Genomic DNA, 11,872 nt, shown 5'->3' with positions numbered 1-11,872 from the left:
GTGCCGGTTTTCCTGGCCTCATCTTTTGCCTTTATTGCGCCGATTCTGTTCAGCGTAAAAACCTGGGGCATGGCGGCCACCATGGGCGCGCTGTTCTGTGCCGGTATGGTTTATGTTGCGCTGTCGGCTCTGGTGGCGTTGCGTGGCCCGGGTTTCCTGCACCGTTTACTGCCGCCGGTGGTTACCGGTCCGATTATTATGGTGATTGGTCTGGGCTTAGCTCCTATTGCGGTGAATATGGCGATGGGTAAAGCCGGTGATGCATCAGCAGAACTCTTCCCCTATGCCGATGCCATGTGGGTCTCGATGCCTGCCCTGATTACCACGTTGCTGGTGGCCACTCTGGCGAAAGGTATTTTCCGTCTGGTGCCGATTCTGGCCGGTGTGGCGGTGGGTTATACCATTGCGGCGTTTACCGGCATGGTCGATCTGACAGCTGTGGATGCCAGCCCCTGGGTTAAGTTACCGCAGTTTGTGACGCCGGAATTTCAGCTGGCGGCCATTCTGTTTATGATTCCGGTGGCCATTGCGCCGGCGATTGAACACGTTGGTGACGTTCTGGCGATTGGCAGCGTGACCGGTAAAAACTACGTGCAGAAGCCAGGTCTGCACCGCACTCTGCTGGGTGATGGTCTGGCGACTTCTGCGGCGTCTCTGTTTGGCGGCCCGCCAAACACCACCTACTCCGAAGTGACTGGTGCGGTGATGCTGACCAAAGCCTTTAACCCGGTAGTGATGACCTGGGCGGCAGTGTTTGCCATTGTTTTGGCATTCGTGGCCAAGTTTGGTGTGCTGCTGCAGACCATTCCGACGCCGGTGATGGGCGGTATTATGATTCTGCTGTTCGGCTCTATTGCCGGTGTTGGCATGAACATTCTGATCAAAGCCAAAGTCGATATGAGTGCACAGCGCAATCTGGTGATTGTGGCGACCACTCTGGTATTCGGTATTGGTGGTATGGCAATCGGTTCTTCCGAGTTCCACCTGCAGGGTGTCAGCCTGTGCGGTGTGGTGGCGATTGTGCTGAACCTGCTGTTGCCGCATGAGAAAGCCGACGCTGAAGACCTGCATGAAGAGCAGGAAATTGTGGAAGATATTCTGGAGCACAGTAAATAAGCTGTCGTTTCTTTTTATCTGCATTATCCGCAGAAAAATGGCCGCCTATGCGGCCATTTTTTATGGGCTGTGTTCAGGGCATGCAGCTGCGTTATTGCAGGGTGCGGATGGTCGGGCGAAAGGTATACGAAGCCGGTAATTCATCCGGCACTCTGGGGTACGGGTTGGCACTCAGTGCAGCTTTTACCGCCCAGTCATCCATCAGCGGGTCGCCACTGGAGCGGATAACCCGCACGTTGGTGGCCACCTGACGGTAACTTAAGGTCAGCTCCAGCCTTACACTGCCGGTAAATTGCGCCGGTGCAATTACCCGTTCTCGCAGATGCGCGAGCAGTTTCTGTTGGTAGCTGCGCTCCAGTGGATCGGCTGATAAATCTTCTTTCTCAGTGACCAGTCCGCTTTGTTTCTGGCTCGGTTGTTGTGCTGTCTGTGCGCTCGACTGCTGCTTTGGTTGTGGTGTGGATTGCGGCTCAGGTATTAGCTGCTGGGTTTGTTGTTTGGCGGCTTCTGTTTTTGCCTGAGGCTGCTTCTGACTCTGCTCCGGAACTGCGTTGTGTTTCACAGCTGCGTTTTGTTTAACAGCTTCGCTTTGGCTTTGAGCCACTTCCTGAGTCGGGACTGCCTGAACCTGAGTCGTCGGCACCTGAGCTGGTGCTTCATCCTGTAAGGTCCGGGCGCTTGCCTCTGGTTGGCGCAGTTCGGCATTAATTACGGGTTGGGTCTGGGCCGGTGACAGCCGTACAGAGAAGGGCGCCGACAGCAGCAGGGCATGCAGCAACAACGAGATAGCCACAGCCAGCAGCAAGCGCTGGTAGTGTCTCCGCTTCGGTGCCGAGAGTTTGCTGAAAAACCCTTCTGCCACAATCACTTACCCGTGTTATAGACAATTGCTATGGCTATGATTGGCAAAATTAATCATCGCCCTGATTCTCTGGCGGCGGCGGTATGCTTAGCCGGGAGCGCGTTGTATGATACCAGCTCTTTATGCTCCGGCTGCGCCGCAGGTGTTGTCCGGATAATACCGATAAATTTCAGAACTCACAGGGAGTAAGAAACATGAGCGTACTGGTAGGTAAAAAAGCACCTGACTTTACCGTTCCGGCTGTACTGGGCAACGGTACCATCGTTGATTCATACAACTTCGCAGAAGCAACCAAAGGCAAATACGCTCTGGTGTTCTTCTATCCACTGGATTTCACCTTCGTGTGCCCATCTGAGCTGATCGCTCTGGATCACCGTATGGCCAAGTTCGAAGAGCTGGGCGTGGAAGTGATTTCTGTGTCTATCGACTCTCACTTCACCCACAACGCATGGCGTAACACGCCGGTTGCCAAAGGTGGTATCGGCGAAGTTAAGTACACCATGGCGGCTGACGTTGACCACGGTATCTGTAAAGCATACGACGTAGAAACTGCCGGTGGCGTTGCGCTGCGTGGTGCTTTCCTGATCGATAAAGAAGGTGTGGTACGTGCTGCCAACATCAACGACCTGCCACTGGGCCGTAATATCGATGAGCTGGTGCGTTTGGTTGAAGCTCTGCAATTCCACGAAGCGCACGGCGAAGTTTGCCCGGCTGGCTGGAACAAAGGCGACAAAGGTATGGACGCATCTCCTGAAGGTGTTGCCAAGTACCTGGCAGAAGAAGCCGGCAAACTGTAAGCGCCACGCCTCTTCGCTGTAAAAAAGAAAACCGCCGCAGTTTCCTGCGGCGGTTTTTTTATGCTCCTGCAGTGGTTACGGCGAACCGCAACCACTGACCGGATCAGCGGTCTTCGTAACGCTGATGCTTGAAGAAGATGCCGGAATCGCCAAAAGCGGAGGCGGCGAATTCAGACGTCAGCACCATCTCACCCACTTTCACCGCGCTGTTACGGCGCTCGGCGGCATAGCGCGCAGCAAGGCTGCTGAAAATGGAGTTACGGATTTCTTTGTCGGTGGCATACACATCGTACAGTTTGGTGCCGGCCGGCAGGCTCAGCAGGTCGGTACGGAAATCGTGTGCTGCACTGCTGAAGCGGTTTTTCACCTCAGCGGCCGGAACAAAGTAGATCTGCGTTGGAGACCTGGCGCCGCTGGCAGCACTGCCATCGGAGTTCACTTCGGCCATGGCATTCACCATCAGCTGTGTCGGCTTGGTGGTTACCAGCGAGAATAGAATGGTGCCACCCAGCGTATCGTTGGCTTCCGGACGCACATACTGCGACAGTTCGTTAGCGAACAGGTTGTAGTTGTTGCCCTGACCGGTAAGGGTGTACAGCGCGGAGACGTTTTCAGACGGCTTGCCATCGATAAAGGTTTTCCAGGCCAGACCCGGCTGCACGCCTCGTTCGGCCGGATCACCGGTGACCGACATGCGCAGCAGACCACACTCGTTACCTTTGAATACGCCGGTAAACGGATGATTGCCGGTGGCGTTGAAGGCGACCTTGGCGACTGCACCGTGCGGGTGAATCGGCTTGCTGTGACCGACCGGAGCCACATCACCGACGTAGCGCACTTTATCCCACAGAACGCGGTTGATCAGGGCGCCGGTATCCACATCCGGAATTGCCGGCAGTTCGCCTTCGGCGTAGGTGGTACGCTTCACACCGTTGGTCCACAGCAGTTCCTGTTTATCGCAGGCAGCCCAGCTGTCGTAATCCGCCGGGATGTTCAGGCCCCAGGGTTTGAAGGCATTGTCGACGCCGATCAGGGAGGTGTTCAGCTGCGGGAAATGACGGTTCAGTACATCCACCATGGTGTTGTTTTCAACCCAGTCGTAACCTTCCTGGGTGTAGACTTCCGGGTTGTAGTGGGAGGTAAAGAAGCGGTCGGTGATAATGCGGCGTGACGCATTCATGATGAAAATCTGAAACGCCGTTTCACCGAAGGCAAAGCCTTCCGGACGCACGGTTTCAGCCATCATACCGACCATGGCATCGATCATTTCCACGTCGTTGTTGTACAGACGCTTGAGGTCCGCCACGGTTGCGGCATCGCTGGTCAGATCTTCAAATCTGGTGATCGGGTTCAGGCCAATCTGACGACGGAATTCGTTGTAACGTGGTACGCCACGTTCACGGTCACGGATCACGTCGATGGCAGCGATGTCCATCTTGCCGACCAGCGGCAGATTCAGATTACGCAGGAATTCCGGGTGGTTGTTCAGCACCAGAGCGCCCGGATGGGTGATACCGAAGGAGTACCACAGGCGGTCAGAGCCTTCATCATCAAGAATGTCTTCAGCGTCGCCGTCGCGGGTATCTTCGATGGCAATCCGGTTGCTGACCATATTGGAGCCAATGTCGTAGACGTCGATGGCATCACGCATCAGCGGGTGCATACGGTATACCGCCACGAACTCTTCGGTCAGGGTAAAGGGTACTCCGGCGTTGTCAGACTGACGAGCGCCGGCCAGACCGGTAATGGCCCACTCGAGGAAGTCGCCCTGTTCCATCGCTTCTGCCAGCTTCGGATCCACACCGAGAATATGGCGGATCCAGGAATCTTTCTTAGCCAGATCAGCATAGATTTTATCCAGCTCAGCACCGTACTGGTCACGCTTGTCGGCGTTGCCAGCCAGGCCCCACCAGTTGGCATACATCGCACGTTCGGTGACCGGGTTGGCAATGATTGCCGGGGTCCATTCGACCGTGTGAATTTTCGCCATCAGTGCGGAGTTGATAAGGCGGGCTTTGTCGTACAGCCACTGGTCATCTTTCCCCGGGTTATTTGCCGCCAGCATTTCGGCAATCGCGTTGTGCTCTTTGACGAACAGCTGGTGCAGCATGCTCAGGCCGACCCACCAGTTATCGGTGAAACCGGTCTTTGGCAGACCTGAAAAAAACTCCCGTGGCAGCGTGCCGTCGGAGTTAATGGTCAGGCGGCCACCTTGAAATTCACGGATGCTGTTGGAGGTTTCCAGATCGCTGCCGTAGATCTGCGAGCCATCCCACCAGTGGGTGTTGAAGTTACGGTAGCTGTCCGGCAGGTGCGCTTCAGCAGCGATACGGGTTGGGTCATCCTGGGTGCGTCGCACCTCCAGTACACCCGAACCCATGCTGTCGCCCGCAGGCAGCGGTACCTGAATCGGATCTTCCGCGCTGTTTTCACCGTGGAAGAACCAGTCGTGAGTCATGAACTGAATCCAGGACGCCGCGATGAAGTTAACGGAAGTGGCTGGTTTGAAGTCGTCGCCGCGTGACAGCAGCACGTTACTGACTTCACGCGGGTTAGGCGTCAGCAGCGTGTCGGCTTCGGTTTCGCCATGAGCGGCGGTGAGTTCAACGTTACGGCCGAAGCGACGCATCACCGAACCTTCCGCCGGATTTTCCAGATTGTTACAGGTACCGTCTTCGGTCCGGGCATTGAGGCTGCGTTCATCACAGTGGATGTCGGCGTTGTACTCATCCCAGCGTTCGAAATCGAACAGGTTGTTTTTAAATAACTCCTGCCGTTCAACGGCGAGGGTAATGAGTCCGGCAAAAATCCCTAATGTGCCGAACTTGACCAGCGCGGGCCAGGTAACCCAGATACTGTTCATAGGTTGGTCTCCGTGAGTTTGTTATTTTTGTAGTTTCTGCGTGACTGCCGGGTAAACCGACAGGCAGGGCAGTGAAGCACGGAGGGTTGAAAGCGGCCTTGTAAAGCAACGTAAAGAGGCGTCAGGTTGGCATTTAGAGTTACATTTTGTAATTTTATGTTGGATTTTTTTGACATGCGCGGCGCAAATGGTCTTTTTTTGAGGGGTTTATATCCGCCATTGCTTTAATTTGGTACCTTGGTTTTAAAATATGCATTGCCAAATTTGAAGGTGATGGTTAGGCACAGCTTTGATGAGTGCTCTGCATGCCTGCTGCTTTCCGATAAAGCCTGCTGCTTTCCGATAAAGCCTGCTGGTCTACGCTTAGATTCTGGTTATCGGCAAATAGCGGAGCTTTGTATGCGTTGGCTGTTAGCACTGGGCTTGCTGGCCCTGATGTCATCGATGCAGGCGCAGGAGTTGTCGCAGGCGGATGATCGTCCGCCGCTGCGCTGGATTGTGATGCCATATCCGCCGCTGCATATCAGCGATGGGCCCATGGCGGGTAAAGGTATTGTCGATGAATATCTGGGGGCGGTTACAGCCTCTTTGAGTGGCTACCGGCATGTGCGTGAGGAGATGACCCCGGCCCGTGCCTGGCAGCTGATCCGTGCCGGCGAAAATATCTGTCATCCGGGGGCGCTGTATACGCCGGAGCGGGCCAAATATACGCTGTTCAGTGATTCACCGGCGTTGTTTCCATCGCTGGCGTTTATGGTGCGGCTGGAAGATTACAAGGCGTTGTTTGCGCCGCAGATGACCATTGCAGCAGCAGATATGCTGGCGCGGACCAATTTGCGTTTGGGGCTGGTAGCTGACCGTTCCTATTATGTGTTTCTCGATAACCTGCTGAGTGCCGGCAATGTGTATCAGCGCGCGACGGTGCTCTCCAGTTTGCATGGGCCGCTGAGCCTGTACCGCATGCTGCAGTCGGGACGTATCGATTACATCATCGAATATCCCTGGATTAACCGCTATATGGTCGACACGATTCAGGCACCGGAGGCGCATGAGCTGGTGGCCCTGTCGATCCGCGAGTTACCACAGTTTGCCAAAGGCTATGTTGCCTGTCCGAAAACCCTCTGGGGAGAGCGGGTGATTATGGCGGTAAACCGCTGGGTAGCTGAGCAGAAAAATACCGAAACCAACCGTCAGCGTATGGCGGTTTGGCTCGACCGCAATACGCTGCCGCGTTATATGAAAGCGTATGAAGAAATGATTGCACCGGTAACCAGGCCCTGAAACGGTCTGGCAGGCGCTGCGTTATTCGCTGCGCTTCAGTACCCGCGCCTGATAACCGGCTTCGGTGAGGATATAGGCCGCGGCTTCCGCCCGGCCTTCACCGGTAATGACATAAACAAAGGCTTTGGATAATTCATTCAGACGGCTGCGCAGCTGTGCCAGTGGTATGGTTGTTGCGCGGTGAATCGGGCTGGCCGCGACTTCCTGTGGCAGGCGCACATCGAGCACCACGGTGCCGGTGTCACCTTCATCGATCAGGGCGCTGAGCTGGTTTTCGCTGACGTATTCAACCACTGGCGTTTTCAGCAGGGTGTCGAAGTCTTCTTTGGTTAATACCATCAACACGCCGTTACTGCTCATGGTAATGCTGGCATTACGTGGCAGGTTGCTTACCAGAGCATCTTCACCAAACAGATCTCCGCTGCCAAGGGCGGCGAGGGTTTCCTGTTTGTTATTTACTTTACGGCTGACAATGGCCTTGCCGCTTTTGATCACATAGCACTCGTGGCCTTCTTCGCCCTCGTGGATGATTTCTTCACCGAGTGACACTTCACGTTCGTTAAAACGGGCCAGCAGCTTCTGGATATTGGCCGGTGGTACACGGTTGAACAGATCGGAAGTGAGCAGGCTTTCCAGCCAGTCGTGTTCAGAGTCTTCTTCCTGATCATAGGCCTGACGTAATTCCGACCATGTGGTGATCAGCTCCAGATACTGACGTTTGATAGCAAACAACTGGCAGGGCGACTGGGTAATGGCCGCATGGCGGTGAATCGGATGGCTGGCATCCAGGGCGAGAAAGTTTTCGTCATCATCGCCTTTAATCTGGGTAATACGGAACTGGTCATCGGCCAGGTCGACCGTTCCTTCAAGCAGAAAGTGACATTCGTCGTCTTCTTCACCACGTTTGAACAGAATCTTTTTATCGGCCAGCGAATAGGCACGGAAATGTGGCAACAGCTCGCTGACAGCATGGGCAGACAGCTCATCAAAAGGAATAAAGCGCTGAATCTGCTCTGTTGTAAGGGCCGTATCCGGCGCGCTTGCAGATGGATTGATGGAATCTTCCATGGTGTTTCTGGCCTGACCAATGACGAATGAAATAACACACGATGAATGTATTTTTGCACACTATCACAAAGCCTGCCGTTTTTTGCTGTGCCTGTTATTCACAATTTCAGGCCCGGCGGCCAATGCAGACGCGCAGAAACGGCCTGTAATTGTTGCTTATCTGTGTAATTCAGAGCGTCGATAGGCGGAATAACCCCCAGACAGGGAACATTCTGCTGGTTGAACCAGTGTTGCAGGAATTGCAGATTTTCCTGTGCCGCGGTCATCCCCGGTGGCAGCTGGTTGGCCACCCAGCCGGCCAGCACTAAGCCGGATTGCTGTATAGCGCGGGCACTGAGCAGTGCGTGGTTAATACAGCCCAGTTTCATACCCACCACCAGAATCACCGGGGCGCCCAGTGCACAGGCAAAATCGGCGAGGGTTTCTGCGTTATTTAATGGTACCAACCAGCCACCGGCGCCTTCGCATAACAGCAGATCCGGCTGCTGACGCAGGGCGGGCTGGCAGGCCTGCATCAGACTGTCCACGGTAAGTGTGCACTGCTCCTGTTGCGCGGCAATATGGGGTGCAATCGCTGCCTGCAGAGCGATGGGATTGTGGATGTTGTAATCCTGTGCCGGCTGGCTGTACTGCTGGTGCAGCAGGGCATCGCTGTTGCGCATCAGAGAAGAGGAAGGCTTACGTTCACAACCGGCGGCGACGGGTTTCAGGCCCAGGCAGGTTAAACCCTGCTGTTGTGCTTTCAGCAGATAGGCGGCACTGATCAGGGTTTTGCCGGCGTCAGTATCGGTGCCGGTAATAAAGAGACGCTGTGTCATTTGGCTCTGTTCCCATTTTACTCTTTACGCAGCAGCAGCCACTGCACCTGATAGCTCAGCGGCAGCAGGCCATTGCGGTCACGCGGATAAGCGTTATCCAGCTGCTGCAATGCCCGGCGGCCGCCCAGACCGCTTTTCCGGCCGGGGTTCACATTGGTGGCGCCAATGGCTTTGAGGTTGCGCAGCAGGCTGGTGAGTGAGTCGTAATGCTCCTGCAACAGACTTTGCTGCCGGCTGACGCTGCGCAATCCGGCCTGCAACAGTGCCTGCTGCAGGTCAGCGGCGCTGATGAAATTATTTACATGAGGCTTGTCGTCGATGCTGCGCCAGGCCTGTAACAGCTCCCGCTGAGTACCGGGCAGCAGCGTTGCCAGGGCCAGTGTGCCGCCGGGTTTCAGTACCCGCGCCCATTCCCGCAGGGTGCTGTGCGGCTGCTCGCTCCATTGCAGCATCAGGCTGGAAAACAGCCCATCGCAACTGGCATCGGCCAGAGGAATCTGGTCGGCATCGGCCTGTAACAGGGCGATGGCCGGGCTGGCAAAGCGCCGGGCACTGCTGATCATGCCGTAGGCCAGATCAATACCGCAAACCTGTTGTGCGCCCAGCTGGTGCAGACGTGGCAGGGTCTGGCCGGTACCACAGCCAATATCCAGCCAGTGACCAAACAGCGGCCCGTTTACGCGCTGCAGACGGCTGAGCAATTGATTGCGCACCTGCAGCTGAATGCCTGCGGCCTGATCGTACGAGTGGGCGGCGCGGCTGAACTGCTGTGCTACCAGACGTTTATCACGCTGCAGCGTTATCGTGCTGTCGCCGGGCGTCTGCAGAGAAAGACATTCAGCGTTCATCCCTGTGCTCCGCTGGCCGGTTTGAGCTGGCAGCATAAGGCCTGCAGCCGGGTTAACAGGGCGGCCTGTCCCTCGGGTTCGAGAAAAAAGGCATGACTGTGGCCGGGGCTGTAATACACCGGGTTGAGTCCGCCGGCATTGAGCGCATCGTGGCTGCCGAGCCAGTGTTGTTCCTGCCTGACCTGCAGGCGGTTGCCGGTTGCAGGGTTAAGACGATAGCTGCGCAGCCAGTCGAGGCCCGGCAGCAGGGTAGCCGGATCACTCAGCTGGTGGCTGGCAAGCAGGCGACTGAGTGGCCGTGCGTCAGCGGCGCCCTGAGTGCAGAGTGCGAGAAAGCGGCGCCGGGTTTTCTCCGGCTGTTGCTGCATATTCTGGCTGAACTGCTGCAGCAGATCGGCATCCAGACCAAACTCGTCTTCCGCCTGTAAACGGCAGAACGTGGCACTGGTGGCCAGTGTGATCAGGGTAATATTGCCCGTTTTTTGCGTTGCCGATGCCGCTGCAGAAACAGACAGCGCCGTGCAGGCCAGCGCTCCGCCTAGTGACCAGCCGACCCAGATCGCCGGACGTTGCGGACTGGCGGGAGCCTGATTGATCAGAGCCTGAGCGCAGCTGTTGAAGTCACTGCTGTCTGCAACACCTGTTACGGAATAATCAAAGCCATAGTGCTGACCCGGCAGCTGGTTATAGAGCGGGGCAAAGACTTCCGGAGCAAAACTCCAGCCCGGCAGCCAGAACCAGTCGGGGCCGGGGCTTTCTGTCCGTAGCAGGCGCCATGGAGAGATAGGCTGGCTCATGCACTGGCCTCCTGAACCGGCAGCAATTCAGCGAGGGCGTTTAACAGTAAGTCGATATCGCTCTGACGGTGTGCAGCACTCAGGGTTATGCGCAGGCGGGCGCTGCCGGCAGGTACGGTGGGCGGACGGATGGCACTGACCCACAACCCGCGTTGCAGCAACTGCTCAGATAGCCGCAGGGCGCTACCGCTGTCACCGATCAGTAGCGGCTGAATGGCTGATTCTGACGGCATAAGCGATAAACCCAGACTGGCGGCCTGACGGCGGAAGTAGCGGATATTGGCCTGCAACTGTTGCTGGCGGTCGCCCTGCTGCAGACGCTTCAGGTTGGCCAGCATTGCTTCGGCCAGCGCTGGTGGCAGCGCGGTGGTGTAGATGTAAGGCCGGGCAAACTGGATCAGGTAATCGATAAGGTCAGCACTGCCGGCCACAAAAGCACCAAAACCGCCCAGCGCTTTGCCCAGAGTGCCGACGTACAGCGGCAGCTGTTGCGGACTGAGGCCAAAATAGGCCCGTACTCCCTGGCCTGCAGCGGGTTCGATGTTGAGTGTGCTGCCCAGTACGCCAAAGCCGTGGGCGTCGTCGATCATTAACAGGGCGTTGTGTTCGCTGCTCAGTTCGCTCAGGCGGCGGACGTCGGCCAGATCGCCGTCCATGCTGAAGATACTGTCGCTGACGATCAGACGTTCGCCGTTGGCCGGCACGTCCAGCAGCTGTTGCAGATGGTGGTAATCGGCATGGCGGTAACGGCTGAGTCTGGCGCGGCTGAGCAAGGCGCCATCCAGCAGTGAAGCGTGGTTGAGCTTGTCCTGCAGCACTTCGTCACCACGTCCGGCGAGGGCGGCAATCGTGCCGAGGTTCGCCATAAAACCGGTTGAGAATAACAGCGCCCGCTCATAGCCACAGTGCGCGGCCAGTGCCTGCTCCAGCTCATGGTGGGCGCTGCTGTGGCCACACACCAGATGTGAAGCACCACTTCCCATCGCCCAGCGCTGTGCGGCATGGGCCAGATCATCAGCACCACAGGCGGCCAGACCAAGATAATCATTGGCGCAGAAGTTCAGCACCGGCTGGCCGTTGCGCAGGGTGTGTGTCTGCTGCACATCGCCCAGCAGAGCGCGCTGGCGCCACAGCTGCTGTTGCTGGCGTTCATGCAGTGCCTGTTGAATACGCTGGTTCCAGCTCATGCTGCCTGAGGGTGCCTTTTCTGAATGGGTTAAAGCCTGTCGCTGTTGCCGGCTCGTCTGTTTCTGTTGCCGACTCGACAGGGGAGTTGCGGCTGATCATAATGCCGATGGTTAACCAGTCAATTTAAAAATGGTTTACAAGTTTACTGCGGAACGGTCCGGAGCCGGGCCTGCTTCGGCCTGGGTATCTTCCACTGTCAGGAGTTGCTATGCATTTTTCCTCTGTTTCTCACCC

10 protein-coding genes are annotated in these 11,872 nt (G+C 56.5%); 3 read left to right on the top strand and 7 right to left on the bottom strand.

From position 1 onward, the window contains the following. Positions 1–1,116: uracil-xanthine permease family protein (locus B3P58_RS04595; RefSeq protein ID WP_286716321.1), on the top strand; the 1,116-nt coding region annotated here is incomplete at its 5' end. Between the two features lie 91 nt (positions 1,117–1,207). Here the strand turns inward: B3P58_RS04595 and B3P58_RS04590 are convergent. Next, positions 1,208–1,978 carry a TonB C-terminal domain-containing protein gene (locus tag B3P58_RS04590; RefSeq protein WP_286716319.1) on the bottom strand — a complete coding sequence of 257 codons (771 nt, stop codon included), beginning with the start codon at positions 1,976–1,978 and terminating at the stop codon, positions 1,208–1,210. 194 nt (positions 1,979–2,172) lie between these two features. On the opposite strand from B3P58_RS04590, the gene B3P58_RS04585 reads away from it, so the two are divergent. Then, entirely contained in the window at positions 2,173–2,775 is a 603-nt protein-coding gene (locus B3P58_RS04585) for a peroxiredoxin (protein WP_145469595.1), read from the top strand. 103 nt (positions 2,776–2,878) lie between these two features. Here the strand turns inward: B3P58_RS04585 and B3P58_RS04580 are convergent, their stop codons facing one another. Beyond that, the gene (locus B3P58_RS04580) at positions 2,879–5,638 is read right to left on the bottom strand and encodes a peroxidase family protein (RefSeq protein WP_286716318.1); all 2,760 of its coding nucleotides are present in this window, start codon (positions 5,636–5,638) and stop codon (positions 2,879–2,881) included. Positions 5,639–6,037: 399 nt separating this feature from the next. Here B3P58_RS04580 and B3P58_RS04575 point away from each other — a divergent pair, with 399 nt between their 5' ends. After that, entirely contained in the window at positions 6,038–6,919 is an 882-nt protein-coding gene (locus B3P58_RS04575) for a TIGR02285 family protein (protein ID WP_286716316.1), read from the top strand. A 21-nt stretch (positions 6,920–6,940) separates the two neighbouring features. Here the strand turns inward: B3P58_RS04575 and B3P58_RS04570 are convergent, their stop codons facing one another. The 5 genes from B3P58_RS04570 to bioF all read right to left on the bottom strand — a co-directional run bounded on the left by B3P58_RS04570 (position 6,941) and on the right by bioF (position 11,637). Beyond that, positions 6,941–7,987, bottom strand: coding sequence for a cyclic nucleotide-binding domain-containing protein (locus B3P58_RS04570; protein WP_286716314.1), 1,047 nt, complete (start codon positions 7,985–7,987; stop codon positions 6,941–6,943). 98 nt (positions 7,988–8,085) lie between these two features. Continuing rightward, positions 8,086–8,805 (bottom strand): dethiobiotin synthase, encoded by a 720-nt coding sequence (gene bioD / locus B3P58_RS04565; RefSeq protein ID WP_286716312.1) that lies wholly within the window; start codon positions 8,803–8,805, stop codon positions 8,086–8,088. A 17-nt stretch (positions 8,806–8,822) separates the two neighbouring features. Beyond that, entirely contained in the window at positions 8,823–9,653 is an 831-nt protein-coding gene (bioC, locus tag B3P58_RS04560) for a malonyl-ACP O-methyltransferase BioC (RefSeq protein ID WP_286716310.1), read from the bottom strand. Continuing rightward, positions 9,650–10,450 carry an alpha/beta fold hydrolase gene (locus B3P58_RS04555; protein WP_286716309.1) on the bottom strand — a complete coding sequence of 267 codons (801 nt, stop codon included), beginning with the start codon at positions 10,448–10,450 and terminating at the stop codon, positions 9,650–9,652. The genes bioC and B3P58_RS04555 overlap by 4 nt, the downstream gene beginning before the upstream one ends. Beyond that, entirely contained in the window at positions 10,447–11,637 is a 1,191-nt protein-coding gene (gene bioF / locus B3P58_RS04550) for an 8-amino-7-oxononanoate synthase (protein ID WP_286716307.1), read from the bottom strand. Before bioF ends, B3P58_RS04555 begins: the two co-directional genes overlap by 4 nt. Between the last annotated feature and the right edge of the window lie 235 nt (positions 11,638–11,872).

The organism is Thalassolituus sp. UBA2009 (assembly GCF_002335285.1).
GTDB classification, from domain to species: domain Bacteria; phylum Pseudomonadota; class Gammaproteobacteria; order Pseudomonadales; family Oceanobacteraceae; genus Venatoribacter; species Venatoribacter alkanivorans.
The sequence above is the reverse complement of the archived record's forward strand: the minus strand, read 5'-3'. Positions and strand labels throughout refer to the sequence as shown.